25 protein-coding genes and 3 pseudogenes are annotated in these 24644 nt (G+C 66.8%); 7 read left to right on the top strand and 21 right to left on the bottom strand.

Annotated features, from left to right (window positions below; genetic code table 11):
- Positions 1–16: 16 nt before the first annotated feature.
- Positions 17–2127 (bottom strand): annotated as a pseudogene (gene paaZ, locus ACPEE0_RS03080) (phenylacetic acid degradation bifunctional protein PaaZ).
- A 117-nt stretch (positions 2128–2244) separates the two neighbouring features.
- Between paaZ and ACPEE0_RS03075 the strand changes: the two are divergent.
- The 4 genes from ACPEE0_RS03075 (at position 2245) to ACPEE0_RS03060 (ending at position 3509) form a co-directional block, all read left to right on the top strand.
- Positions 2245–2697 carry a PaaI family thioesterase gene (locus ACPEE0_RS03075; RefSeq protein WP_424573875.1) on the top strand — a complete coding sequence of 151 codons (453 nt, stop codon included), beginning with the start codon at positions 2245–2247 and terminating at the stop codon, positions 2695–2697.
- Between the two features lie 104 nt (positions 2698–2801).
- Positions 2802–2939 (top strand): hypothetical protein, encoded by a 138-nt coding sequence (locus ACPEE0_RS03070; RefSeq protein ID WP_424573874.1) that lies wholly within the window; start codon positions 2802–2804, stop codon positions 2937–2939.
- Positions 2940–2953: 14 nt separating this feature from the next.
- The gene (locus tag ACPEE0_RS03065; protein WP_424573873.1) at positions 2954–3202 is read left to right on the top strand and encodes a DUF4397 domain-containing protein; all 249 of its coding nucleotides are present in this window, start codon (positions 2954–2956) and stop codon (positions 3200–3202) included.
- Between the two features lie 28 nt (positions 3203–3230).
- On the top strand, positions 3231–3509 hold the full coding sequence (locus tag ACPEE0_RS03060) for a DUF4397 domain-containing protein (protein WP_424573872.1): 279 nt from the start codon (positions 3231–3233) through the stop codon (positions 3507–3509).
- A 116-nt stretch (positions 3510–3625) separates the two neighbouring features.
- On the opposite strand, the gene ACPEE0_RS03055 is transcribed toward ACPEE0_RS03060, so the two are convergent.
- Genes ACPEE0_RS03055 through ACPEE0_RS03045 form a run of 3 tightly spaced genes read right to left on the bottom strand, consistent with a single transcriptional unit; the run spans position 3626 to position 6377 of the window.
- Positions 3626–4510, bottom strand: a complete 885-nt coding sequence (locus ACPEE0_RS03055; RefSeq protein ID WP_424573871.1) for a hypothetical protein — start codon at positions 4508–4510, stop codon at positions 3626–3628.
- Positions 4495–5682, bottom strand: coding sequence for a hypothetical protein (locus ACPEE0_RS03050; protein WP_424573870.1), 1188 nt, complete (start codon positions 5680–5682; stop codon positions 4495–4497). Before ACPEE0_RS03050 ends, ACPEE0_RS03055 begins: the two co-directional genes overlap by 16 nt.
- Positions 5679–6377, bottom strand: a complete 699-nt coding sequence (locus ACPEE0_RS03045) for a tyrosine-protein phosphatase (protein ID WP_424575226.1) — start codon at positions 6375–6377, stop codon at positions 5679–5681. Before ACPEE0_RS03045 ends, ACPEE0_RS03050 begins: the two co-directional genes overlap by 4 nt.
- 174 nt (positions 6378–6551) lie before the next feature.
- Between ACPEE0_RS03045 and ACPEE0_RS03040 the strand changes: the two genes are divergently transcribed.
- Positions 6552–7346: an SGNH/GDSL hydrolase family protein gene (locus tag ACPEE0_RS03040; RefSeq protein ID WP_424573869.1), complete on the top strand. Its 795-nt coding sequence runs from the start codon at positions 6552–6554 to the stop codon at positions 7344–7346.
- A gap of 178 nt (positions 7347–7524) precedes the next feature.
- Here the strand turns inward: ACPEE0_RS03040 and ACPEE0_RS03035 are convergent.
- The 5 genes and pseudogenes from ACPEE0_RS03035 to ACPEE0_RS03015 form a co-directional block, all read right to left on the bottom strand.
- Positions 7525–8558: pseudogene (locus tag ACPEE0_RS03035) on the bottom strand (formylglycine-generating enzyme family protein).
- Positions 8559–8627: 69 nt separating this feature from the next.
- Positions 8628–10136, bottom strand: coding sequence for a sulfatase family protein (locus tag ACPEE0_RS03030; protein ID WP_424573868.1), 1509 nt, complete (start codon positions 10134–10136; stop codon positions 8628–8630).
- A 19-nt stretch (positions 10137–10155) separates the two neighbouring features.
- Positions 10156–11253, bottom strand: a complete 1098-nt coding sequence (locus tag ACPEE0_RS03025; RefSeq protein WP_424573867.1) for a LacI family DNA-binding transcriptional regulator — start codon at positions 11251–11253, stop codon at positions 10156–10158.
- A gap of 1 nt (position 11254) precedes the next feature.
- On the bottom strand, positions 11255–12607 hold the full coding sequence (locus ACPEE0_RS03020; RefSeq protein ID WP_424573866.1) for an MFS transporter: 1353 nt from the start codon (positions 12605–12607) through the stop codon (positions 11255–11257).
- 205 nt (positions 12608–12812) lie between these two features.
- Positions 12813–13421, bottom strand: coding sequence for a GNAT family N-acetyltransferase (locus ACPEE0_RS03015; RefSeq protein ID WP_009356645.1), 609 nt, complete (start codon positions 13419–13421; stop codon positions 12813–12815).
- Between the two features lie 74 nt (positions 13422–13495).
- On the opposite strand from ACPEE0_RS03015, the gene ACPEE0_RS03010 reads away from it, so the two are divergent.
- Positions 13496–13729, top strand: a complete 234-nt coding sequence (locus tag ACPEE0_RS03010) for a DUF6480 family protein (protein WP_009356646.1) — start codon at positions 13496–13498, stop codon at positions 13727–13729.
- Positions 13730–13750: 21 nt separating this feature from the next.
- Here ACPEE0_RS03010 and ACPEE0_RS03005 read toward each other — a convergent pair whose 3' ends face one another.
- From ACPEE0_RS03005 to ACPEE0_RS02985, 5 genes and pseudogenes are all read right to left on the bottom strand, one after another.
- Entirely contained in the window at positions 13751–14623 is an 873-nt protein-coding gene (locus ACPEE0_RS03005) for a 3-hydroxyacyl-CoA dehydrogenase family protein (protein ID WP_133349021.1), read from the bottom strand.
- Complete coding sequence (locus tag ACPEE0_RS03000) at positions 14620–15447, bottom strand: enoyl-CoA hydratase/isomerase family protein (protein ID WP_424573865.1); 828 nt, start codon at positions 15445–15447, stop codon at positions 14620–14622. The genes ACPEE0_RS03005 and ACPEE0_RS03000 overlap by 4 nt, the downstream gene beginning before the upstream one ends.
- A pseudogene (locus tag ACPEE0_RS02995) lies at positions 15447–16672 on the bottom strand (thiolase family protein). The gene ACPEE0_RS03000 and the pseudogene ACPEE0_RS02995 overlap by 1 nt, the downstream one beginning before the upstream one ends.
- Before the next feature lie 186 nt (positions 16673–16858).
- Entirely contained in the window at positions 16859–17545 is a 687-nt protein-coding gene (locus ACPEE0_RS02990) for a pentapeptide repeat-containing protein (RefSeq protein ID WP_424573864.1), read from the bottom strand.
- Positions 17545–18003, bottom strand: coding sequence for an SRPBCC family protein (locus tag ACPEE0_RS02985; protein WP_424573863.1), 459 nt, complete (start codon positions 18001–18003; stop codon positions 17545–17547). Before ACPEE0_RS02985 ends, ACPEE0_RS02990 begins: the two co-directional genes overlap by 1 nt.
- A 131-nt stretch (positions 18004–18134) precedes the next feature.
- On the opposite strand from ACPEE0_RS02985, the gene ACPEE0_RS02980 reads away from it, so the two are divergent.
- Positions 18135–18311, top strand: coding sequence for a CsbD family protein (locus ACPEE0_RS02980; protein WP_009356651.1), 177 nt, complete (start codon positions 18135–18137; stop codon positions 18309–18311).
- Between the two features lie 103 nt (positions 18312–18414).
- Here ACPEE0_RS02980 and ACPEE0_RS02975 read toward each other — a convergent pair whose 3' ends face one another.
- From ACPEE0_RS02975 to ACPEE0_RS02945, 7 genes are all read right to left on the bottom strand, one after another.
- Positions 18415–19470 (bottom strand): DNA polymerase IV, encoded by a 1056-nt coding sequence (locus ACPEE0_RS02975; RefSeq protein WP_424573862.1) that lies wholly within the window; start codon positions 19468–19470, stop codon positions 18415–18417.
- 194 nt (positions 19471–19664) lie between these two features.
- Positions 19665–21125: an amino acid permease gene (locus ACPEE0_RS02970; protein ID WP_424573861.1), complete on the bottom strand. Its 1461-nt coding sequence runs from the start codon at positions 21123–21125 to the stop codon at positions 19665–19667.
- Positions 21126–21299: 174 nt separating this feature from the next.
- Entirely contained in the window at positions 21300–21629 is a 330-nt protein-coding gene (locus ACPEE0_RS02965) for a Rieske (2Fe-2S) protein (RefSeq protein ID WP_424573860.1), read from the bottom strand.
- Positions 21626–22021, bottom strand: coding sequence for a hypothetical protein (locus ACPEE0_RS02960; RefSeq protein WP_424573859.1), 396 nt, complete (start codon positions 22019–22021; stop codon positions 21626–21628). The genes ACPEE0_RS02965 and ACPEE0_RS02960 overlap by 4 nt, the downstream gene beginning before the upstream one ends.
- Positions 22018–23076, bottom strand: a complete 1059-nt coding sequence (locus ACPEE0_RS02955) for a (2Fe-2S)-binding protein (protein WP_424575225.1) — start codon at positions 23074–23076, stop codon at positions 22018–22020. Before ACPEE0_RS02955 ends, ACPEE0_RS02960 begins: the two co-directional genes overlap by 4 nt.
- An 80-nt stretch (positions 23077–23156) precedes the next feature.
- Positions 23157–24140, bottom strand: coding sequence for an NAD(P)/FAD-dependent oxidoreductase (locus ACPEE0_RS02950; protein WP_424573858.1), 984 nt, complete (start codon positions 24138–24140; stop codon positions 23157–23159).
- Positions 24140–24487, bottom strand: a complete 348-nt coding sequence (locus ACPEE0_RS02945; RefSeq protein WP_133348983.1) for a molybdopterin oxidoreductase — start codon at positions 24485–24487, stop codon at positions 24140–24142. The genes ACPEE0_RS02950 and ACPEE0_RS02945 overlap by 1 nt, the downstream gene beginning before the upstream one ends.
- Between the last annotated feature and the right edge of the window lie 157 nt (positions 24488–24644).

Genomic DNA, 24644 nt, shown 5'->3' with positions numbered 1-24644 from the left:
ATAGAGCAACCGGGGGTTACTTTTCGACGAGGGTGAGGACGTCGTAGGTGGCCACGATCTCGTCGTTCTGGTTGGTCAGGACAGCATCCCAGGCCACCTCGCCGTACTCGTCGGTTTCGCGCGGGGTGATCTTCTTGGCGGTGAGGGTGACCCGGATGGAGTCCCCGGCCGCCACCGGGGTAATGAAGCGCAGGTTCTCCAGGCCGTAGTTGGCCAGCACCGGACCCGGGGCGGGCTCCACAAACAGTCCCGCGGCCCAGCTGAGCAGCAGGTAGCCGTGGGCCACGATCCCCGGGAAGAACGGGTTGGCTTCGGCGGCTTCCTGGTTGGTGTGGGCGTAGAAGGTGTCGCCGGTGCTGTTGGCGAAGGCGGTGATGTCCTCCAGGGTGACCTGCCGCAGATCGGACCGGACGGCGTCGCCGATCCGCAGCGTCTCCAGCCGCTTCCGGAACGGGTGGGTCCCTTCGGTTTCCACCGTGAAGTTGCGGTCCGCCCCGGCATGCCAGATGCCGGTGACCGCGGTCAGCATGTTCGGTGAGCCCTGGATGGCGGTGCGCTGCATGTGGTGCATGACGGAGCGGATGCCGCCCAGCTCCTCGCCGCCGCCGGCGCGTCCGGGTCCGCCGTGGACCAGGTGCGGCACAGGCGAGCCGTGGCCGGTGGACGACCGCGCGTCCTCACGGTTGAGCATCAGCACGCGGCCATGGTGCGCGGCGATGCCGGTCACCAGTTCCCGCGCCACGGCGGGATCATTGGTGCAGACAGTGGCCACCAGGGAACCGCTGCCCCGGGCGGCGAGGCGGACGGCGTCGGCCAGGTCCTTGTAGCCGATCACCGACGAAACGGGGCCGAAGGCCTCCAGGGAGTGCAGCGCCTCCGCCTCCGCATCGTTCCAGCTGAGCACGATGGGAGACATGAAGGCGCCTTCCTCCACCACCGCGGAGGTGCCGTCAGCAGTGGTGACCGACGGCGAATCCAGCGTTCCGTACGCAAGCTCGCCGCCGGCGTCAAGCATGGCCTGCACGGCTGCACGCACGTCCTGAAGCTGCTCAACCGAGGCCAGGGCGCCCATAGTGACGCCCTCGCCCCGCGGATCGCCGAGCACCACGCGCTCCTGGACCCGCTTGCCGATGGCGGACACGACGGCGGGCACCAGCGCCTCCGGGACGATGGTCCGGCGGATGGCGGTGCACTTCTGGCCCGCCTTGACGGTCATCTCGGTGACCACGGACTTCACGAAGGCATCGAATTCCGGGTGCCCTCGACGGCGTCAGGCCCGAGGATGGCCGCGTTCAGGGAATCGGTCTCGGACGTGAACCGGACCCCGCCCTGGACCACGTTCGGGTGGGACTTCAGGGACAAGGCGGTGGAGGCCGAGCCGGTGAAGGAGACGTAGTCGCGGTAATCCAGCACGTCCAGCAGACCGCGGACCGAGCCGGAGATCAGCTGCAGCGAGCCCTTGGGCAGGATGTTGGATTCCACGATGGCCTTGACCACCGCTGCGGCAACATAGCCGGTGGGGGTGGCGGGCTTGACGATGGTGGGAACCCCGGCGATGAAGGCGGGGGCGAACTTTTCGAGCATGCCCCAGACGGGGAAGTTGAAGGCATTGATCTGGACCGCGACGCCGGGAATGCGGGTGTAGATGTGCTCGCCGGCGAAGGAGCCGTCCTTGGACAGCACCTCCATGGGCCCGTCCACCACCACCTGCGAGTTGGGCAGCTCGCGCCGGCCCTTGGAGCCGAAAGTGAAGAGGACGCCGATGCCGCCGTCGATGTCCACCATGGAGTCGATCTTGGTGGCGCCGGTCTGGAAGGAGAAGTTGTAGAAGTGCTCGCGCCGGGCGTGCAGGTACTGCGCGAGCTCCTTGAGCTTCAGGGCGCGCTGGTGGAAGGTGAGCTTGCCCAGTTCCTCCTGGCCGGTGCTGCGGCCGTAGTCCACCACGGCCTGCAGGTCCAGCCCCTCGGTGCTCACCTTGGCCAGGATCTCCCCGGTGCTCGCATCACGGACGGGAACCGCGGAGGCCGAGGTGCCGGCGTCGGGGGTCCACCAGGCATCCTGGATGAAGCTGGGCACTGTCTCCACGGTGTCGACCGTGGCCTGGGGAGCTGTGGCTGTGGTGGTCATCGTTGACGGGTCCTTCCAACAAGGGGCAGAAAGGCGGCCAATGATTACTGACCGTCCGTTCGGTAATATAAGAACCATACATGAATGTGCCGTCCGGCAACACCGAAGGAGACTCCCATGAGCACCCCCGTTCCGAATTCCGCCGAGACGCAGGACCACTCCCCCACAGGGCACGAGCTGTGGAAGATCACCCTCGGCGAGCTGGACGAGAAGATGGGGGTCAAGATCGTGGAGGAGTCGGTGGAGCGCGTGGTGGCCACCATGCCGGTGGAGGGCAACAGGCAGTCGTTCGGCCTGCTGCATGGCGGCGCCTCGCTGGCCGTGGGCGAGGCGGTGGGCTCCTGGGCCGCCGTGATCCACGCCAGCACGATGGGCAAGACGGCGGTGGGCGTCGATGTGTCCGCCACGCATCACCGGTCCGCCCGGGAAGGCGTGGTCACCATCACGGCCACACCCATCCACTTGGGCGGCACCCTCACCACGCACGAGGTGCTGATCACCAACGAGATCGGCCAGCGGCTCTGCACGCTGCGCATCACCAACCTGCTGATGCGGCGGCACAAGCAGTAGCCAGAAAAACTTCTCCTGCAGTGCATCCAAAGACGGTACTTCCCGGGTATTAAGCGCGTAAGCACAAACAGCCCGGCTACCGGGCATCCTTGAAGGAGTTTGATATGCGCAAAATGGGTTACGCCGCCGGAGCACTTTCCCTGGCCGCCTCGCTGGCCTTCGCCGCCCCGCCCAGGCCGGCGGATGGCACCAGGATGACGACGACGCCCTGTTGTCCGTCCTCCATGGTGTTCCCGGCCTGACGGTGGACGTGTGGGTGAACGGGAACCTCACGCTTGATGACTTCACTCCCGGCACCCTGGCCGGGCCGCTGGAGCTGCCCGCCGGCGATTACCAGATCGCCGTGACTGCCGCTGACGCCACCTCCGCCGCGAACCCGGTGATCGGACCTGTGGATGTGCAGCTCGACGAAGGCGGCAACTACACGGCCGTGGCCCACCTCAGCGCCGCGGGCGCCCCCCACGGCCTCGCTGTTCGAAAACAGCACCAAGGGCCTCCGGAATGACCGGAAGGGCAAGCTGACGGTCAGGCACGTGGCCGCGGCTCCCGCCGTCGACGTGCTGGCGAACGGCGAACCCGTCATCCAGGGCCTCACCAACCCCAATGAAGCCGTGCTGAAGCTCAGGGCCGGCACGATTTCAGCTGCGGTAGCCGCGGCAGGAACCACAACCCCGGTGATCGGCCCTGCTGACATCACCGTTACAGGCGGGACGAACACCATCGTCTACGCCTGGGGAAGCCTCGCCGACGGCACCCTGGGCGTTGCCGTTCAGGTGGTCGACGGCGAAGACAGGTGGCACGGCCACCGCTGACCGCGGGCACAGTCCCGGCCCGAGTGGCCGGCAGAAAGGGCGGGGGCGCAGCAACGCGGCCCCGCCCTTTCGTAGTTAGGGGACCCGGCGCCGGTTCCGCCGGCGGACCAGGACTGTCAGGAGGATGCCGGCGGCAAGCGCCGCGAACGCTGCGCCTGCCCCCGGCAGGAGTGCGCTGGCGCCGGTGTAGGCGAGCCCGCCGGTGGAGCCGGCGGTGTACGGGCCCGATGTATCGGCCAGGCCGGCGGGTGGTGTCCCGGCCGGGGAAGGTACGACGGCGGCGCCTCCACCCGTGGGATTCGCCGGCGGGACAGCGGCCGGGCCAGCCGGGGCCGGGCTGGCGGGGACAGATCCGGTAGGCGCGGGGGCAGGCACCGTTGCTGCCGGTTCGGCCGGCACCGGAGGCGCGGGCGGTTCTTCCGGAGCCGGTGGCGCGGGTGGCTCTTCCGGGGCACGCCCAAACTCGAACCTGCTGGTGCCCGAGACGCTGAAACCGTTGACCGTCTCGGCCGTGAACTGCAGCTTTCCGCTGCCCCCGGGGTGCTTTCAGGAGCCGTGAAGCTCCAGTTCCCGGCGTCGTCCACCGGGACCTCGAAGGGATCTCCGCCGTCCAGGGTGATCCGGACTGTTGACCCGGCGGCCACCGCGGAGGCCGGTGCCGCCGGAACAGTGCCTGTGACCTGCTGCCCCGGTTCGAAGGTGCCCCCAGGCTCGGGGCTGGTGACGGCAGGCTTGTTGAGGAAGAGTTCCAGCTGGTAGCCGGGCAGGACAGCCAGGCCCTCGCTGAGGGTCGCCGCGATGGCCATGTTCTGGACGACGTTGCCGTTTTCATCCGGAGTGTCGCCGGCAGCGTGCGTCCCCACGGCGTAGTTGCCGCTGACGTAGGGGCCGCCGGAGTCACCTCCGCTGGACTGCACGGCGTAGGACAGGAAACCGCGGAAGGCCCGCAGGTCGGTGGGGTCCATCGCGTAGGCGGGACCGGGGACTACGAAGATCCCCACCGCGTCGATGGTGCCGCAGGACCAGAATGACGTCCGCCCTGAGCGGCACACCGGCATTCCCAGCACCGGGTCCGCGCCGCCGATGATCTTGACGTCCGGCTCGGGCTGGGAGGGGTCCCCCAGGTGCTGGCTGCCGGCAGCGGGTCCACATCGGCGCGCAGGGACTCGATGACGGAGATGTCGGTGCCCACATTCCCGGGGTCGGTCAGAGCCGTGCCGCCCGGACCAGTGGGGGTGGCGGGGTCCAGGACCCTCGAGTTGCCCGGGCCGCCGTACTGGCTGAAGCCAAATTCGCCCAGCAGGCCGGCGGGCTCACCGAGGAACTGCAGGGTGGCGGTCCTTGCCGCACCGTCGGACGCGCAGTGTCCGGCGGAGAGGACAGCAGGCAGGCCTGCTGGGTTGAAGGCGGAGAAGCCCGTGGAGCAGATCCAGCCGGTGTCGGCAATGTAGCCGACCCCGCCGGGAACATCGGCTTCGGGCGCGAGGGAGGCGCCGCCGTCGAGCTCCACGTTGGCGTACTTGGCTACGAACTCGGCGGGCGACACCTTCCCGCCGCCGGCCGGAACGGATGCCGTGCCGGTCTTCCCGGTGGACTCGGGCGTGTTGACGCCGCCGGTCCGGATCACGAATTTTCCGCCGGACGCCAGCACAGCCTGCAGGCCTTCCGGGCCGACCTCACGCACGTAGGCCTGGAAAAGCTGTTCGGTGCTGACCGCCAGTTCCGCACCCTCGCCCGGGGCAGTGGAAGCACCAGGATCCGCAAGCCGGGCCTCCGGTGCCGGCGCCTCCAGCACAAGTTCCGGGACCGACGCCGCGAGCCCCGCCACTTGTGCCAGCAGCTCCGCGCCGGACCCGGTCACCACGATCCGGCCGTCTTCCAGCCTGATGCCCTGATAGCCCGGGACGTCGCGGAGCTGAACGGCGGCAGTAGCAGCCCGGGAACCAAGCTCACCGGCCGCGGCGAACTGCTCCTGCGTGAGTCCGAGGTCGCGCTGCACCGCTTCGGCGAGCGCCGCCTCTGAAAGGCCCTTTCCGCCGTCGGATATTTCGACGCTGGGGGCATCAGCGGCCTGGTCCTCGGCCCAGGCGGGGGCGGCGGCGTATGCGGAGGACGCCAGCATCCCGGCGACGGCGCCAAGGGACAGGAACCGGCGCAGATGGACCGGCCTCATCGGGCCACCCCCGCCCCGCACAGGGACAGCACGGCGTCGAGTTCGCCGGTGCTGAGGCCGTGCCGGAGGAGGTAGGCCCGGGCGTCCAGGGCGCGGACGAACTCCACCACGGCGGCCCCGCGCCGCTCGAGCAGCGGTGCCAGCTCGGCGTCGTCCAGGTAGCGTTCCCGGTCATGCGGCGGACCGTGGGTCCGGTAGCGCTCGTTGATGCCGCGGGCGGCGCGTCGGTAGCCCTCGGCGATGTCCTGGTCCGGGTCACCCGCCAGGTCCTGGACCATGGCGGCCACCATGCCGCTGCGGTCGCGGCCGGCGGCGCAGTGCAGGATCACGTCGCCGCGCTCCGCCCCCGCCGCGAGAGCCCGGAAGACGCCCACCAGTTTCTCCGGGAAGATGCGGGAGTTGTCCAGGTAGTAGGCGGGATCGTTCAGGTAGGGGCCGCAGAGTTCGGTGAAGCGGGGGTGGCCGGGTTCCTCGGTGGGTGCCGCGAGGACTGCCATGCCGTGCCATGCGGCGTCCGACACCACGGGATCGGTGTCCCGCCGGCGCGCCTCCGCGGCATTGCGAAGGTCGACGACGGTGCGGATGCCGTCGTCGTACGCCTGCTGCCAGCCCGTTTCCGTGAGCCATTCGCGGCGTCCCATCCGGTAAACGCCGCCGGCCACGTGCCACGCGTTGACGGCACCATCCCAGTCCATGGACCTGCCCGTTTTCGTCACCCGGCCAGCTAATCACACCAGTCACAGGAGACGCACGTCACGATTGGGGAGATTTAGGGGAATTGCGGGGGCCGGACCCTAATGACGGTTGCCCCTGCCAGGCGTAACGTACACCTACACGCTTGTGCCTTAGGCGGTTCAAAGGAGAACGCAATGGGAATTGCACCAGTACGACGGCGTCAATCAGCTTTTGCGGCCGGCCTCGCCACCCTGGCCATGGCCCTGGGCTTCACGGCCATCCCCGCTGACGCTGCACCCCCGCCCAATGTTGACTACGTTGCTCTGGGTGATTCATATACAGCTGGCACAGGCGCGGGAGTGGCGGAACGGCCGGCAGGCGTTGACTGCTGGCAGAGCAGCCCCGGATATGTGGATGTGGTCGGAAGGACCGGACGCGTGGAGCTGGTGGACAACGCCGCTTGCCACGGCGCTGTTCTCTCTGTTGCCAGCCCCACGTGGGACCCTGTGATTTACACGCCCACTGTTCAGGAACAGATCCAATCCCTGGTGACCTCCGGGGCCCTTTCGGCTGATACGGAGCTGGTGTCCATTACGGCAGGCGCGAACGACCTCGGATTCGCTTACGTCCTTGGAGTCTGCGCTTTCTCTTCCGAGGAAGCCTGCCGGGCGGCTGTGGCTCAAGCAACCTCGCCGCAAGCGTTAGCGTTCCTGACCACCAGCTTGACCCAGACGTATGCAGCAATTCACCAGGCTGCTCCCAACGCAAGGATTATGGTCCTCGGATATCCTTTGCTCTTTGAGCCGTCCAGTGCTTTTGCTCCCATTCCCGTGACCAACCAAATACTCATGAACCAGGCGACCGTACGGGTGAATACCGCAATCGCGGCCGCTGTGAGTACTTCAAACACGCTCTATCTCGCCAATGCGCAATATGTTGATGTGACCGATGAGTTTGCAGGGCACGCCGTGAACTCAACCGACCCCTAGCTCCAACTCTCCCTGACCGACTTCACTGCCGATTACAACTTCCACCCGACCCCGGACGGGCATCGCGCCTATGCTTCAGCGTTGCTGTCTTCGGTGAAGCTGGGCCAACTGGTCCGGCCGTAGCCAAGACCTCACCCCCGCCGGGCGAGCCTGTGCTCCAGCCCGGCGGGGATTAACGTCATTCGCCAGGGTGCGCCGCCCCAACCGTCCGCCCCACTGTGCGAAACCCCGCGTTGCCCATTGATGAGTCCGGCGTGTTCGAGGACCGGGCAGAGTTCCTGTACCGGTTGCAGTAGGAGTCGTGGCACAGGTACGAGCCTCCCCGCATGACCCGGACCTGGCCGCTGTCCGGTCCGCGCGGGTCGGTGGCAGGAGACACGCGGTAGTAGCCGGGGCTCCACCAGTCGGCACACCATTCCCAGACATTCCCAATGGTTTGCCACAGCCCATAAGCGTTCGGTTCAAAGCTGCGTACGGGTGCTGTGGTGAGGAATCCATCCTGGCGAGTGTTTTCGGCCGGAAACGGTCCCTGCCAGATGTTCATCCGCCAGGATTCGCCGGCCCGCGGCTTGGTGGTGGGCAGCGGGAAAGACGCGTCACCGTGCGGGTCATCTCCCCAGGGGAACCTTGCACCATCGAGCCCGCCACGCGATGCAGCCTCCCACTGCGCTTCCGTCGGAAGAGCCCGGCCGGCCCACTGGCAGTACGCCACCGCGTCATTCCAGCTGACATGGACCACCGGGTGGTCCCCGAGCCCGTCGATACCGGAGTGGCGTCCCCCCGGGTGTCGCCAGTCCGCACCCTTCACGCCCCGCCACCAGGGCGTCCCGGCGGAGAGCCCATAATGTCTTCCTCCGGTGCCGCCACAGCAAGATGGAAGACCGCGGAGAAGCCCCAAGCCTCGGCTTCGGTGCGGTAGCCGGTCGCCTCGACGAACCGCGCAAAGTCGTTGTTCGTCACGCTCGTCGCGTCGATTGAAAATGACTCCAGGGTTACCTGGTGGACGGGCGTTTCGCCGTCGCCCCGGTTCTCGTCCCCTTGCGAATCCCCCATCCCGAATGTCAGGGCGGGGACAATTGCCTGCTCAATCCGGTGGCGGCCTAGCCCTGCATCGGCCAGGGCAGGCTCCGGCAGGGGTTTGTCCGACGTGCCCGTGAACACTGCGCGGCCTGCCGGCGCGCAACACCCGGCACCTGGGTTCTCCTCGTTCATCCTTTTCACTTTCCCACATCGCTCCCGGGCATCACCGGCTGCAGCCGGTGATGCCCGGGTAATGCTGCGTCAGCTGGATGCCCGGATACCGGCGACGTATGCCTCGACCTGCGCGAAGAGTTCAGCATCGTAAGGCCCCCACACCGGGTGCGGGGTGTCCTCTCCGCGGTACGGTTCGTCCGCGTACCGCTTCTGGTAGTCAGCGAGCTTCCGCTCCATATCGCTCTTGATCCCGGCGTATGCGGGATCGTCGGCAACGTTGCGCACCTCGGTGGGGTCGTTCCGCAGGTCGTAGAGCTCCCATTCAGGCTCGAACTGCCGTTCCGATGCCCCGGGCACTCCAAGGCCGGCGCCGTAGTAGTAGATGAGCTTGTAATCCCGGGTGCGAATGCCGTAGTGGGCGGGCGCTGCGTGGATGGGATCATCGTGTTCCCAATACCGGTAGTAGGCGGCGTCGGGCCAATCCTCGATGCTCTCCCCGCGCAGCAGCGGCAGAAAACTCCGCCCCTGCGAGGTGGGGAGCTCGTTCGCTGCGTCGATGCCGCAGGCATCCAGGAACGTCGCGGCGAAGTCCACGTTGGTGATGATCGCTTCGCTGCGGCTGCCGGCTTCGATCTGGGCCGGCCAGCGGATGAGCATGGGCATCTGCAGGGACTGGTCGAACATGAGCCGCTTGTCGAACCAGCCGTGGTCCCCGAGGAAGAATCCCTGGTCGGAGGTGTAGACCACCAGCGTGTTCTCTGCGAGCCCCTTGGCCTCCAGGTGGTCGAGCATCCGCCCCACGTTGTCGTCGATTGACTGGATGCACTGAAGGTAGTCGCGCATGTAGATCTGGTATTTCCACCGCATCCGTTCTTCACGGTTTCCCTCACCCCGCAGGTGCTCCGGCACCTCCATTTTGATGTCGTCGGCACCCATGTCGTCAGCGATGGTCATGTGCACGCCGCGTACGGCCTTGCTCCGTGTCTCATAGTCATCGAAGAAGGTCTCAGGCTCGGGAATCGTCCCGTCAGCATAGAGGTGCTTGTGTTTCTCGTCAGGCACCCAGGGCCGGTGCGGGGCCTTGTGGTGCACCAGGAGGCAGAACGGCTCATCCTCGCCCCGCTCGTCGATCCAGTCCAGCGACAGATCGGTGACAATGTCGGTCGCGTAGCCCTTTTCGATGGTGCGGCCGGACGGATCAATCATTTCGGGGTCCATATAGTCGCCCTGGCCGGGAAAGACCTTCCACGCGTCGAAGCCGCGCGGCTCCGAGACTTCCTGCTCACCGAGGTGCCACTTGCCGAACAATGCCGTGCGGTAGCCGTTGTTGCGCAGCACATCGATGAACGTTGGGACGCGGTAATCCATCTCCGTCCAGATGGACGACACGCCGTTGACGTGGGAGTAGGTGCCGGTAAGGATCGAAGCCCGTGACGGGGAGCAGATGGAGTTCGTGCAGAAGACGGCGTCCATCCGCATGCCACCCTCGGCGATCCGGTCGAGGTGCGGCGTCTTGTTGACCCGGCTGCCATACGCCGAAATGGCATGGGCGGCATGGTCGTCGGACATGATGAAAATGATGTTGGTGCGTGGCATGGTGCCTGCTTCCTTGCTTTTACGTCTCATCGGCTGCTGTTGCCGGCGCCGATGTCTCGGAATTCGTGGACTGCCCGGCGTCGATCACCGGTGGCAGGAGAAGGTGTTCGTGGACGGGGGACGTGCTGGTCTCGCCCATGATCAGGCGTGCGCATTCCCGGCCGGCGCCTTCAAGAGGAAGACGCGAGTAGACCAGGTTCGGCCAGAGCCCTGTGGTAAGCGTGCCGGCGGCAAGTCCCGCCACCGTATAGCGCGGGTCCCGGCGCTGCGCCACCCGGTATACGGCCTCCACATCCGCGCCCCAGGAGCACAGAAGGGTGGTGTGCCCGGGGTCGGCTCCGTCGGTCCCGAGGGCCTGCTCCACCCGGCCGGCGAGTTCGTGCACGTACGAAGCCTGCTGGTCCGGGTTCTCCTCGAGGCGTTTGAGGTGTTCTGCCGTGATTCCGGTGGAAACCACCCGCAGTGCGACCTCGGGGCGTTGACCCAGCGCCGAAAACACGGCCTGCTCGCGGATCCTCTCCGCACGGGACACCAGATCCGGGCGAAGGTAATAGACGGTGCGCGTCCCCCTCCGTTCAAGTTCCGCCATGAGCAGTTCGACGCCGGCCCGGTAGTCAAAATCGACCGTCGAGTATGGGCGCTCCTCTCCGAAGGCCCCGCAGTCGAGTGCCACGAAGGGGACGCTGTGCTTGGCAACGAGCTCCGCAAGCTCGCCTGGCACCTCATGGTCGTCGTGGCCCACGAAGATGAGGCCGTCGAGTTGGTAACCCCGGACCGCGGCCACCCACTGTGACGCCGGGCCCTTATGAAGGAGGGCAAGGTGAAGGCCTTGCTCGGTCAGTCCCTCGACGAGCCCCTGCACAATGGCCGCGTACCGCGGCGTGGTGACCGGTTTGTCCAGGAGCACGCCGATGGTACGGCTGGTGCCGGCCTGCAGTGATCGGGCGAGGCCGTTGGGAACGTAGCCGATGTCCCTGGCGATCTGCCGGATTTTCGCCTTCGTGGTGCCGCTCAGGGGAAGGGTGCTCTGCTCATTCAGGGCGTAGGACACCGTTGACACGGACACGCCTGCACGGCGGGCGATGTCCTTGAGCGTTGGTCGGGCTCCGGCAGTCATGCTATTGGCCCCGCCGTGCTTTCAGCTCTTCCACGTTGGCAGCCACCCGTTTGCGGTTGAGCGGGTAGATGAAGAGCAGCAGGAGAGCGGCAACGGCGTAGAGGACGCCGGGCACGAGTGTGGATACGAGGTAGATCCCGTTGATGGTCTCCTCGGTCTGAGTGGGCGAGCCGGCCTGGAAGCCGACCGCCGTCAGTGCCACGCCCGCGAGGCCACCGGCCAGGGCCAGTCCTACCTTGCGCGCCCAGGTGTTGACCGCATAGACGGTGCCGTCGTCACGCTCACCGCTGCGCACCTCCTCGTGATCGATGACATCGCCGATTAGCGCCCAAACGAGCAGCGAGTAGGTACCCATACCGAAACCGGCAAGCACTGTCAGGACGATGAAGACCCATGGCGAGGTGACGTGCGTAAGGGCCAGGAACATGTAAACAGCGGCAGAGAAGAGCATGCCCGTGACGATGATTTCCTTCTTGCCGAAACGGCGGGCGAGCCACGCCGCGACCGGCGCCAGCACAAGGCCTGGCAGGTAGTTCGCCAGTTGGGCAGGACCGGAAAGCGCACCGTTGTTGAAGTAGTTCAGCCACAGGTACGCCGCCATGGACATCGTGAGCAGCGACGCAAGCATGAGGATCAGGTTTCCGGCCATGAGCCCCAGCAGCGCCCTGTTTCCGGCCAGGGAACGCAGGAGTTTCAGGAAGCTGCGCTTTTCCTGCACGGGTACTGCCTGCACGCGTTCACGCACCTGGGTGTAGCAAATGGCATAGAACGCGAGCGCGGCGATGGAGAACCCCACACCTGTCATGAAGAAGGAACCGGGAAGGACCTGCGAAACCCCGTCAACGGTCGCGTAGATCAGAAGTGGGGGAACAAGGGCCACGAACAGGCCCGCGACGTTTGCTCCGAAAGCGCGGAACACTGAGAGGGAAGCCCGCTCCCCCGGGTTCGGACTCATGACGGATGCCAGCGAACCGTAGGAAATGTTGACCATCGTGTAGAAGACGGAACCCCACAGCAGGTAGGTGACAGCAGCGTACGTAAGTTTCAGGCCGTAGTCCCAGTCAGCAATGAAGGGTGCATAAAGGAGCGCACTTACAACGACGAGGGGCAAGGCAGCCCTGCCGATCCAGGCACGGAAGCGGCCGGCAGGCGACGGGCGGTGCCGGTCCAGGAAACGCCCCCAACCCACATCCGTGAAAGCATCGATGAGCCTGGCCGCGAGGAACAGGATGCCGACGTGCGCGGGTTGGAGTCCTGCCACGTTCGTGTAGAACACGAGCAGGTAGGAGGATGCGAGCAGGAAGGTGAAGTCATTCCCAAGGTCGCCGAAAAGGTAGCCGATTTGTCGCGCCACCCGAAGGGGCGCATCACGGATTGGAATGAAACGGGTGCGGCGGCGGTGCCGATTGATTCGTTCATGAGACTCCTCGTTGAGTGCGGGATAAAGGTACCCTAAGGAGTTCAAACGATTGAAGCCACCCTTCAATCGTTTGAATATTTCACCCTGCCCAAACCCAACAGCTGGGCATCGAAGGACTGCCCCCCATCAACCTTTGCGGCTACCCCCGCCGGGCGAGCCTGTGCTCCAGCCCGGCGCGGACCATGGGCCATTCGTGCTCAAGGATCGAGAAGACCACGGTGTCCCGCAGGATGCCGTCGCGGGTGCGGGAGTGGTTCCGCAGCACGCCGTCCTGCTTGGCCCCCAGCCGGGCGATCGCCTCGCGCGACTGGTGGTTGAGCCAGTGCGTGCGGAACTCGACGGCCGGGCAGCCGATGGTCTCGAACGCGTGCCGGAGCAGCAGCAGCTTGGAGTCCGGGTTGGTGCCCGTGCCCTGGACTGACGCCGCGTTCCAGGTGGAGCCGATCTCCACCCGGGGCGTGCCGGCGTCGATATTCATATAGGTGGTCATCCCGATGATCCGGCCGGGGCCTCCGGTGGCGGGGTCGATCAGCCGCGTGGTGAACGGCAGCATCGAGCCCTCGTCCTGCAGCGCCAGGCGGCGCTGAATCTCTGCGGCCATTTCATCCGGCGCCGGCACCGAGGTGTACCAGAGCTTCCACAGCTCACCGTCGGCTGCCGCAGCAACCAGGCCGTCGTGGTGCTCCCCGGCCAGCGGCTCCAGGATTACATGGCGGCCGGTCAGGGTCAGGGGTTCTAGGAAAGTCACTGCACCAGCCTAGGCCCCGCCACCGGGGCCGGTTACGCTGGGACAGCACCAGGACGGCGAGCAAGGGAGTTGACGTGTCAGGAACAAATCCGGACCCGGAGGACGACAAGATCACAGGCCTGGAGCCCGGCGGCGGCGTGCCCCCGGGAGAAACCCCGCCCGGTGAAGCCTCCACCGCCGGCCCGCAGGGGCACGACGAGCACGGGACCAGGAAGAGCACACAGTTCCTGTGGATCGCGATCATCGGGATCGTGGTCCTGCTGTCGTTGCTCTACTTCATCGGCTACATCGTCGGGTTCTTCGACTAGGCGGCCGCTTAAGGCGCGGTCCTAGCTGGGCCAGTCGAAGAAGCCCTTGCCTGCCTTACGCCCCAGTTCGCCGCGGGCCACCTTGTCCTTGAGGATCTGCGGCGGCGCGAAGCGCTCCCCCAAAGTCGAGTGCAGGTATTCGGCAATCCCCAGCCGGACATCCAGCCCCACAATGTCGGTGGTCCGAAGCGGCCCGGTGGGGTGTTTGTAGCCAAGGACCATCGCGGCATCGATGTCCTCTGGCGAAGCAACGCCCTCTTCCACCATGCGCATCGCCTCCAGTGCGATCGCGACCCCCAGCCGGGACGATGCGAAGCCAGGGGCGTCATTGACGACGACGGCGGTTTTGCCGAGTGCCTCCACCCACCCCTTCGCCGCCTGCGCGAGTCCGGGTGACGTGCGCTCCCCCAGCACCACTTCAATGAGGGTGGACGCCGGGACCGGGTTGAAGAAATGCAGGCCCAGGAAGTTCTCCGGCCGCTTCAGCTCGCCGGCAAGCCCGTTGACGGACAGGGACGAGGTGTTCGAGGCGAGGTACGCGTCGTCGGCCAGCCGCTCCTCGATGCCGCGCAGGGCAGTGACCTTCAGGTCCCAGTCCTCCGGCACGGCCTCCACCACCAGCTGCCGGCCGGTGAAGGCGTCGTAGTCCACGCCCACAGCCAGCCGGGACACCATCTCGTCCAGGTTGGCGTCAGTGGCGCCGCGTTCAATGCTTTTGGCCGCGGCCGCCTCGATCCGCTCGCGGGCTGCCTCGGCGGACGGCTCGTCGCGCTCGATCACCAGCACGTCGGCGCCCTTGACCAGGAAGGCGTGCGCGATCCCGGCGCCCATGCGGCCGCCGCCCAGGACACCGACGTGTGCGGGGAGTCCGGGAGCAAGTTTGGGGTTGGTCATTGGTCCTTCTTTCCGGTTTCGCTGCCCGCTTCCAGGCCGGATTCCCTGCCGGCCTTCCTGGCGGCGTTCCTGTCCAGGAACTTCTGCATCCGCTCGAACTTCGCCTCGGACTCGAACAGGATCCCCTGGGCCAGCTGGTCGATCAGGGGGTGGGCCTCGGCCGGGGCATGGAACACGGACTTGGTGATGCGGACCGCCAGCGGATCCTGCCGCCCGATGCCGTCCGCAAGCTGGTGGGCAGCGTCCAGCAGGCCGTCCGGCTCATGGATTCCGGTGATGAGGTTGACCGCCAGCGCCTCCTCGGCGCCAAGGACCCGGCCGGCCAGCAGGATCTGCTTGGCCACCGGCTCCCCCACCAGCTCTTTAAGCCGCCAGCTGGCGCCGGCAGCGGCGAGGATCCCCAGCCCGGTCTCGGGATTGCCGATCCGCACCGCAGGCGTGCCGATCCGGAAATCGGCTGCGTACGCGAGTTCGGCCCCGCCGCCAAGGCAGTATCCGTCCAGGGCCGCGATCGCCGGCATGGGCAGCTTCGCGATCCGGACGAAGATGGTGGAGTTGATGCCCTGCAGGGCGTCGTCCCGCCGGCGCTCCCGCAGCTGTGCGATGTCCGCCCCGGAGGCGAAGACGCCGTCCGTGCCGGCAATGATCAGGATTTTCGGGTTCTGTTCCAGCGCGGTGCAGACGGTGTGCAGTTCGTCCACCATCTGCTGGTCGATGGCGTTCCGCACCTCGGGCCTGTTGAGCAGCACCACTACCCGGTCACTGCGTTCCTCCACCAGGAGGGCGTGGAACTTTTCAGCAGCCAGGTCCACGGCGCCCGGCATCAGACTTTCTCCAGCAGCATTGCCGTGCCCTGGCCCACGCCGATGCACATTGTGGCGAGGCCAACCCTCGCATCCTCGCGTTCCATCCGGCCCAGCAGGGTGATCGCAATCCTGGCCCCGCTGGAACCGAGCGGGTGCCCGAGGGCTATCGCGCCGCCGTCGTTGTTGACGATGTCCGGATCGAGGCCCAGCCGGCGGATGCAGGCAAGGGACTGGGTGGCAAAGGCTTCGTTAAGTTCGACGGCGGCAAGGTCGCCGACGCTGAGGCCGCTGCGCTTCAGGACTTTCTGGGTTGCGGGGACCGGGCCGATGCCCATGATCTCCGGCTCGCAGCCGGCCGAGGCACCGTCGATGATGCGTGCCCGGGGTGTCAGTCCCAGCCGTTCGATGGCGGCCTCCGAGGCCACGATGATCGCTGAGGCGCCGTCGTTGAGGGATGGGAGTTGCCGGCGGTGACCACCGTGCCGCCGTGTGCCACCGGCTTCAACCCGGCGAGGACATCCATGGTGGTTCCCCGCCGCGGTCCTTCATCGGTGTCCACCACGGTCTCGGATTTACGGGTCTTGACAGTGACGGGGACGATCTCGTCCTTGAACCGGCCGGCTTCAATGGCGGCGAGGGACCGTTCGTGCGAGCGGACGGCAAAGGCGTCGGCGTCCTCGCGGGAGATGCTGTCCACCCTGGCCACCTCTTCCGCGGTTTCCGGCATGGAGTACGTCATCTTGCCGTCACGGGACAGGACACCGTGCTGGAAATGCGGGTTCGTGAAACGCCAGCCGATGGAGGTGTCGAAGATCTGGCCCGGTTTGGCGAAGGCGGCGGTGGGCTTCTCCTGCACCCACGGTGCCCGGCTCATGGATTCCACGCCGCCGGCGATGACAATGTCCGCGGCACCGGCCTTGATCATGTGGCTGGCCTGGATGATGGCACTCAGGCCGGAGGCGCACAGCCTGTTGACCGTGATCCCCGGGATATGAAGCGGCAGCCCGGCCAGCAGCGTGGCCATCCGGGCCACGTTCCGGTTTTCTTCGCCCGCGCCGTTCGCGTTGCCCAGGATGACCTCGTCAATGCTGTCCGGGTCCAGGCCCGCCCGGTGGACGGCTTCCCGGACCACCAGGGCAGCAAGGTCGTCGGGGCGGACGGACGAGAGCGCGCCGCCGTATTTGCCCACCGGCGTTCTGACCCCGCCAACAAGGAAAGCCTGCGGACCTGCGGTTGCAGCCATGGAAACACCCTTCATGCGATAAACAGCACTGTCATCGGCATCCGGCATCGCGGAATCCTCCACTTACCGACCGTTCGTTCTGTAAATAGTACACGGGAGGGCTGCGGTTGCGTACCTCCGGAGTTTTTGTCCACATCTGGCGACTTCAACGGCGCGCAGGTCGCCATGCGTGGACAAAAACTTGAGCTAGAGGACAATGATGCCCAGGTGCGCGGCGAGGAGCGGTGCCAGGAGCGCCAGCTGGTAGTCGTCGACGACCAGGCCGGCCACGCTGCCGAGTCCACTGATGCCCCTGAAGTCGGTGCCCCGGAGGTCGAAGTCCTGGAGCCTGGCGCCGGTGACATCGAGGGTGCCGATGGTGCAGTCCTTCAGGGCCACCCGGGCGGCGGTGGCCGAGCCGAGGTCCAGCTCGTTGATGATGCAGCCGGTGATGAGGACGTCCGTGAGTTTTGCGCCCCGCAGGTTGAGGAAGTCCAGCTTGCCGCCGTCGATGCGGACCGACTGCCAGCCGCTTTCGTACAGTTCCGCGGAGCCCAGCCGGGGATTGTGGAGTTCGACGTCGCGCCAGGTGCTCCGCGCCGCCCGGAACACGGGGGCGTACAGTTCGTGCAGGGTGCAGTCGCGGAAGCCGGCGCCGCGCAGCTGCGCGTCGTTGAACGACGCGCCCTGGAACTCGCACTCGGCAAAGTCCGCCCCGGTCAGGTCCAGGCCGTCCGCCACCGCACGGCTGTAGCGGACGCCGTCGTACTTGCCGCCCCGCACGAACTCCGGAGCAGCCTCGTCGACCAGGTCCGCCAGCACCACCCCCGAAAGCCGGGGCGCGGAAACCTCCTGGCCCGGCTTCTTCCGGGCCGCAGGCCGGGCACCCGCCACTACAGGGACTCTGCCTTCGCTGCGATCTCCGCCAGGTCCTTGGCAAAGGCTTTGCGCGTGGCCGCCAGTCCCATTTTTCCGAAAAGTGCCATCATGATGCGGGTCGCGGCAGTGGGCTTGGCAATCTCTGCCCCGAACGTGACCGTGAGGTCAGTTCCGCCGTCCCGTGGGGCAAGGTTGAAGCGCGTGCTGTAGTCCGCCCCGCCCTGGACGGCCTTCACCGTGGTGCTGCGCGGGGGGTCCACCTGGTCCACCCACATCTCCACGGTTTCCGACCGGCCGAACATTTTCCGGGTCTCCTTCCACCGGGTTCCCTCGCCGTACGGGCCGTCCGTGAGGAGCTGGACCGCCTCCACGCCGGACAGCGTTGCCGCCGAGCCGGGGATGTCCGTGATGACGGACCACACCTTCTCCGGAGCGGCCTGGATGTGCTGGGTGAGGGTGGTGGTTTGTTCCATGGTTCCGAGCCTAGCCCCGGGCACTGACAGTCAACAGGCACCCGCTCGTGCACGCAGGGCTTGAAATAGTAAGCATGCTTCGTGTTAGGGTGAGGAGGTCAGGTTGATCGGCGAAACGAAAGGAGTCCATCATGGGCCTCGGAGACAAGATCGGTAATGCAGCAGAAGACATGGGCGGCAAGGCCAAGGAAGCTGCGGGCAACGCAACTGACAATGACCGCCTGAGGGCCGAAGGCCAGAAGGACCAGGTCAAGGCTGACGCCAAGAAGGTTGGCGAAAGCGTCAAGGACGAGTTCAAGCGCGACTAGTTCCTTGCTGGCGCAGCCGCAGCGAACGGCGGCTGCAGCAGCCAGAAACGGCGGCGGATCCCCACGGATCCGCCGCCGTTCTGCTTGTCCGGGAAGTTGCTTGTCACCAGCCGCTGCGGGTGGGGGTGTGCCCCTGCCGGGAGTCCCCGGGCATGGTCATCTCGGCCCGCAGCCCGAGCAGCCGGATGGGGCGGTCCGGTTCAATCTTGGCCACCAGGTCCAGCGCCCGGGCGAGCACTTCCGCGGGATCGGAGGTCTCCGGGATCTTCCGGGCATAGGTCTTGGTGATGAACGGGGCGTAGCGGACCTTGAGCGTCAGTCCGACCACCGGCCGGCCCTCGGCCGCCACGTCCTCGAGGACGTGCCCGGCCAGTTCACGGATGGCGGCGTCAACCTGCCCGGGCCCGGTGAGGTCCTGCTGGAAGGTGGTTTCCCGGCTGTGCCCGCGCGCCACCCAGGGTGTGTCGTCGACTTCGCGGGCGCCGTCGCCGCGGCCCAGCTGCGCGTACCAGGGGCCCATCTTCGGGCCGAACTCGGGGACCAGGTCATCGGGGTTGGACGCTGCCAGCTGGGCGACCGTTTCGATCCCGAGTTTGGCCAGGCGGCGCGAGACCTTGGTGCCCACACCCCATAAGTCGATGGTGGGCCGGCCGCCCATGACGTCGAGCCAGTTGTCCTCGGTGAGGCGGAAGATCCCGGCGGGCTTGCCGAAGGTCGTGGCCACCTTGGCGCGGACCAGCGTGTCACCGATGCCCACGCTGCAGTGCAGCCGGGTCTCCGCCAGGACCGCCTGCTGCAGCTGCCGGGCATAGCTGTCCGGGTCCCCGGTGCGCACACCCACAAACGCTTCATCCCAGCCCAGCACCTGGACAGTAGCGTCCGGCTGTGCGCGCAGCACCGCCATGACTTTCCCGGACGCTTCAAGGTAGGCGTCCTGGTCCACGGGCAGGATCACGGCGTCGGGGACTTTCCGGGCGGCAATGCGCAGCGGCATTCCGGATCCGACGCCGTACGCCCTGGCCTCGTAGGACGCCGTGGACACCACCGCCCGTTCAGTGGGATCGCCGCGGCCGCCCACGATGAGCGGCTTGCCCGCCAGTTCCGGCCGGCGGAGCACTTCGACGGCGGCGATGAACTGGTCGAGGTCAACGTGCAGCACCCAGGGTTCTCCCACACGCCACAGTCTGCCCCCGCCCGGCGTTCGGCACCACCATTTCCCGCATCCACTGCTCCGTAGATGCCCTTTTGGGGTCCCAAAAGGGCAGTTACGGAGCACTGGATGAGCGGAACACGCCGACGCCGGGGCCCGCCCTCCCCAGGGGCGTCCCGCCGTCGTGCGTTGCTCAGGAACGCCTAGGTGTAGAGCGCGTTCTTGGGTTCGTTGTTCTTGACCTTCTGCCAGCCGAGCCAGAGGACCACCGCGAAGAACGGGATGGTGGCCAGGGTCCACAGGCCCAGGTAGAACACCTCACCGGTCTTGCTGGTCATGGTGTCGAAGCCGATCAGCACGGTGATGGCCAGCAGGCCGAGAAGGCCGGCCCAGCTGGTCCACGGCGAACCGGGCATCGGTAGGCTGGAGGTGACGCCCTTGCGGTGGCGGAGCACGATCTGGCTGGCGAAGATGGCACCCCAGGTGAAGATCACGCCGATCGAGGCGGTGTTCAGAGCCAGGTCGAACGCGTGCGAGCCGCCCAGCCAGATGTTCAGCAGGATGCCCACCAGGTAGAACGCGGCGATGGCCAGGATGGCTGCGTACGGGACGTGCCGCTTGGACATCCGGGTGAGCCACTGCGGGGCGTGCCCGTTGTTGGCCATGGTGCGGAAGACGCGGCCGATCGAGTACAGGCCGGAGTTGCAGGAGGACAGGGCGGCGGTGATGACGATCATGTTCATCACGTCACCCACCCAGCCGAGGCCCATCTGGCCGAAGACCGTCACGAACGGGGAGGTTCCGGCCTTGTACTGGTCCGAAGGCAGCAGCATGGCCAACAGGGTCACGGAACCGACGTAGAACACCACGATGCGGAGCACGACGGCGCGGATCGCCTTGGGCACTTCGCGTTCCGGGTTCTGCATCTCGCCGGCGGTTATGCCGACCAGCTCGATGCCGTTGTAGGCGAAGATCACGGCGTTCAGGACCAGGACCATCACCAGGGCGCCCTTGGGGAACATGCCGCCTTCGGCAGCGAAGAGGTTGGCCACGGAGGCGTTGCCGTCGCCCACCTGCGCGTTGGTGACCACCATGAAGGTGCCGACCACCAGGAAGATCAGGATGGCGCCCACCTTGAGGCAGGAGGCCCAGAATTCGAATTCGCCGAATGCCTTGACGCTGAGCAGGTTCACTGCCACCAGGAGCGCCAGCGCGGCAATGGCGGAGGCCTCCACCGGGACGTTGGGGAAGAAGAACTGGAAGTAGAGGCCGATGGCGATGAGTTCGGCGATGCCGGTCATGCCCCAGTTGATGAAGTACATCCAGCCGGACAGGAACGCGCCCTTCCTGCCGAACATCTCACCGGCGTAGCTGACAAACGAGCCGGAGGTCTGGCGGTACATGATGAGTTCGCCCAGTGCCCGCATCAGCAGGTAGGCGATGACGCCGGCAATGGCGTACGAGAAGATCAGGGCCGGGCCGGTGGAGGCGAGGCGGCCGCCGGCGCCCATGAAGAGGCCGACGCCGATGGCGCCGCCCATCGCGATCATGGTGACGTGGCGCCTGCCCAGCGTCTTGCTGTAGCCCTCGGCGCTGAGGGAGGGATCGACGGCGGTGGATGGTGCCGTGCGGTTCTGGAGATCTGTGGGGGTACTTTGAGGCACAACTGTTCCTTGTGGGTTGGGGGTTGGCCGCATCCGGAATACGAAGTAATCCAGCTCACAAATTCGGCTTTCTGCTCCTGCAGCAACTTTTTATGAGCCTAAATCCTCGTAAAGCCGAAGCTTCGCGCGGCTTGTCCATCCTACAAGATGCCAGGGGGTGCTACGTGACGTGGGCTACACAGGCTCCGTCTCCAGGACCAGATTCTGCTGCCCGTCCAGGCTGACCCGGTAGCTCTGCAGCGGGTCCATGCCCGTGGTGGAGCAGCCGGTGGCAAGATCGAAGGCGTGCTGGTGCAGCGGGCACATCACCACCTGCCGGTCGATGGTGCCGTCCGCGATGGGTCCTCCCCGGTGCGGGCAGACGGCCGAGACCGCGCGCACGGAACCGTCCCGCAGCCGGAAGACCGCCACCTGCATTCCGTCGACGCCGAAGGCCCGGCCCTCCCCGACCGGGATCTGGTCCACGGGGCCGAGGTTGTGGCTGCGCGCCTGCGTGCCGCTCATCGGACCGGCACCTGCGGCAGGACCGTCAGCGGCAGCGAGGTCCGGAACTGGCCCGGCGTCTGGGGGTCGTCGCGTTCCCGCCACGGATCCGCGTAGCCCTCCACCGAAGCCTGCATGGCCTCGTCCAGGCTGCCGGCGATCCCCTCCGAGTCCTCGACGATCACGGCCCGCAGGTGTTCGATGCCTACGCGCGGCACGAACGAGTACGTCCGCTCCAGCCAGTTGGCGTGCTCGCGGTAGTACTGCATAAACCGGCCGGCCAGGACCATGACCTCGTCCTGGCTGTCAACGGTGGCCAGGAGGTCCCCCTTGCGGATGTGGGCTCCCGCCGCTCCTCCAATGTAGATTTCCCAGCGGCCGCCCTCGACGGCCACCACGCCCACGTCTTTCACCAGGGATCCGCGCAGTTGCGGGGGCAGCCGGAGACAGCCAGCTTCAGCTTCGCCGGCGACTCCAGCCCCTGGAACCGGGACTCTATCCTGATGCCCAGGGCCGTGGAATCCCCGGTGCCGTAGCGGCAGAAGTCCTTCCCAACACAGGTCTTCACGGTGCGGAAGCTCTTGCCGTAGGCGTACCCGGACGGCATGTCCAGGTCGGCCCAGACCTGCGGCAGGTCCTCCTTGCGGATGCCCAGCAGGTCGATCCGCTGCCCGCCCGTGAGCTTGATGAGCGGCACGTTGTGTTTCTCCGCAACGTCGGCGATACGCCGCAACTGCTCGACGCTGGTCACGCCGCCCTTCATCTGCGGCACCACGGAGAAAGTTCCGTCGCGCTGGATGTTGGCATGGACCCGGTCGTTGATGAACCGGGCATCACGTTCATCGATGTACGCGCCGGCCCACATCATCTTGAGCAGCGAGGCCAGGCCCATCTTGGACTTCGCGTCCTCCTGTCCGCCCGGCGCCAGGGCCTGGAACACCTGGGAGACGGACCGCAGCCCCCGCCTCCTGATTTCGGCCATGAGCGCAGGTTTATCCAGCGGGATGCCAGGAACGTAGTAGTTGGCGGCGGGGTCCTCCTCCACAGCTCCCCCGGCAGCCCATTCCACCAGTTGGCTTACCAGCAGCTTGCAGGAGCCGCAGCCCTTGCCGGCGCGCGTGGCGTCCATGGCTCCGGCCACCGTGGTGCAGCCGCCCTTCACGGCTTGCACCAGCGCGTCCTTGCTGACGCCGTTGCAGTTGCAGACCTGGGCGCCGCCGTCGAGCTCCTCCACGCCGGTCTCCCCGCCCGGCGTTCCAAGGTCGAACATCAGGCCCAGCCGCTCCTCCGGCAGCGGCAGCCCTCTGCCGTACGCCTGCGCGAGGTAGGCGACCTTGCGGCTGTCGCCCAGGAGCGTGGCCCCCACCATCTTGTTGTCCCGGACCACAATCGACTTGAACACCCCGCGGCTGGGCTCGGAGAAAACGATGTGTTCGTCCGTGTCCAGTTCCGGCCCGTGCAGGCCCATCGAGGCCACTTCCACCCCCGCCACCTTCAGCTTGGTGGCCGTGCGGGTCCCCAGGTACGCCGACGACGTGTCGGCGCCCGTCACGTGGTTGGCCAGCACCACCGCCTGCTCCCAGAGCGGGGCCACCAGGCCGTACACCTCCCCGCGGTGCTGGACGCATTCCCCCACGGCGTAGATGTCGTCCTCATCCTGGACCCGGAGCGAATCGTCCACCACGATGGCCCGCTCCACCGGCAGGCCGCTGAGCACCGCCAGGTCCACGTTGGGCGTATTCCGGCCGCCATCACCACCATGTCGCACTCAAGGTCGGGCCTGTCGCGCAGCCGGACCCCGGTGACCCTGTCGGTTCCCAGCACGGCGGTGGTCCGGCAGCCGGTAAGCACGCCGATGCCCAGGGCCTCCACGCTGCGGCGGAGCACCGCCCCGCCGTCGGGCCCCATCTGGGCGCTCATGAGGTGCCCGCCGGAATGGACCACGTCCACGGACACGCCGTGGCGGCGGAGCCCGGACGCCGCCTCAAGCCCCAGCAGTCCCCCGCCGATCACCACGGCATGCCGGGTATGGCCGGCCCGCGCGTGGGCCAGCATGTTCCGCGTGTCATCGATGGTGCGGAACCCGAAAATGCCCTGTTTGAGGGACTCTGCGGGTGTGTACAACCCGTCCATTGGCGGCAGGTGCGAACGGCTCCCGGTGGCGATCACCAGCGTGTCGTACGGGGTCACCCTGCCGTCGCTGGAGTGCACGTTCTTGGCGAAGCGGTCAATCCTGTCCACCCGGACCCGGCGTGCAGCGTGATGCCGTTCTCCTGGTACCAGGACAGGGGGGTTCAGGAGGATCCCGGCGTCGGTCTCGTCCCCGGAGAGGACGTGGCTGAGCATGATCCGGTTGTAGTTCCCGTAGGGCTCGTCCCCGAACATCGTGATGGTGAACACGTCCGCGCCGCCGCGCGCCAGGATCTCCTCCACTGCCCGGGCCCCTGCCATCCCGTTGCCGATGACCACCAGCTGCCGGCGCTGTTTCCGGGCGGACCGCAGGGTCCGGGGGTTGACCAGGACGGTGGCCATCAGTGCTCCACCATGCCCAGGTCCACCACCACGGTTCCGGTCACACCCTCCGGCGCGGCCACGTGCAGTTCAATGGCAGTGCCGCCTTCGATGTCCTCCACCACCCGCAGGGGAACGTGGACATCACTCTTCGCGCCGATGGGGAAGTAGCGCATGGGGACCCCGTTGCGCATGAGCACCACCGCGATCAGTTCCGGACTGGAATTGCCGCCGCGGAAGTACAGCGTCTGGTTGACCACGCCATCCGGGACGTAGTGCAGGAGCTCGCTGTGGATGGGCACGGGCTTTTCCATTCCGGCGCCCTGGAAGGAGTAGATGCCCTGCAGGAAGAGATTCTGGGTCAGCACGGGCGGGATCCTTTCGGCAGCACAACAACTGGCACTGCCCATCCTGCGCCGCCGATGTTTCAGCTCGCCGGTTCCGCCGTAAAGATCCCTTTACGCCAACCTCACCGTTTTCGGGGGTGCCCGCCTCAGGACCCCAGGTGGTACGGCAGCACCGGGC

It is taken from the genome of Arthrobacter sp. SD76 (assembly GCF_049726125.1).
GTDB lineage: Bacteria > Actinomycetota > Actinomycetes > Actinomycetales > Micrococcaceae > Arthrobacter > Arthrobacter nitrophenolicus.
This window is presented reverse-complemented; position numbering and strand designations above follow the sequence as displayed.

Excerpts from the sequence above, each read along its gene's own strand:
- ACPEE0_RS03005 (WP_133349021.1), bottom strand. The coding sequence starts at position 14,623 with ATGACCAACCCCAAACTTGCTCCCGGACTCCCCGCACACGTCGGTGTC.
- ACPEE0_RS02950 (WP_424573858.1), bottom strand. The coding sequence starts at position 24,140 with ATGGCCACCGTCCTGGTCAACCCCCGGACCCTGCGGTCCGCCCGGAAA.
- ACPEE0_RS03000 (WP_424573865.1), bottom strand. The coding sequence starts at position 15,447 with ATGCCGGGCGCCGTGGACCTGGCTGCTGAAAAGTTCCACGCCCTCCTG.
- ACPEE0_RS03075 (WP_424573875.1), top strand. The coding sequence starts at position 2,245 with ATGAGCACCCCCGTTCCGAATTCCGCCGAGACGCAGGACCACTCCCCC.
- ACPEE0_RS02985 (WP_424573863.1), bottom strand. The coding sequence starts at position 18,003 with ATGGAACAAACCACCACCCTCACCCAGCACATCCAGGCCGCTCCGGAG.
- ACPEE0_RS02980 (WP_009356651.1), top strand. The coding sequence starts at position 18,135 with ATGGGCCTCGGAGACAAGATCGGTAATGCAGCAGAAGACATGGGCGGC.
- ACPEE0_RS03040 (WP_424573869.1), top strand. The coding sequence starts at position 6,552 with ATGGGAATTGCACCAGTACGACGGCGTCAATCAGCTTTTGCGGCCGGC.
- ACPEE0_RS03045 (WP_424575226.1), bottom strand. The coding sequence starts at position 6,377 with ATGGACTGGGATGGTGCCGTCAACGCGTGGCACGTGGCCGGCGGCGTT.
- ACPEE0_RS03070 (WP_424573874.1), top strand. The coding sequence starts at position 2,802 with ATGCGCAAAATGGGTTACGCCGCCGGAGCACTTTCCCTGGCCGCCTCG.
- ACPEE0_RS03025 (WP_424573867.1), bottom strand. The coding sequence starts at position 11,253 with ATGACTGCCGGAGCCCGACCAACGCTCAAGGACATCGCCCGCCGTGCA.
- ACPEE0_RS02965 (WP_424573860.1), bottom strand. The coding sequence starts at position 21,629 with ATGAGCGGCACGCAGGCGCGCAGCCACAACCTCGGCCCCGTGGACCAG.
- ACPEE0_RS03030 (WP_424573868.1), bottom strand. The coding sequence starts at position 10,136 with ATGCCACGCACCAACATCATTTTCATCATGTCCGACGACCATGCCGCC.
- ACPEE0_RS03050 (WP_424573870.1), bottom strand. The coding sequence starts at position 5,682 with ATGAGGCCGGTCCATCTGCGCCGGTTCCTGTCCCTTGGCGCCGTCGCC.
- ACPEE0_RS02955 (WP_424575225.1), bottom strand. The coding sequence starts at position 23,076 with ATGGGCCTGCACGGGCCGGAACTGGACACGGACGAACACATCGTTTTC.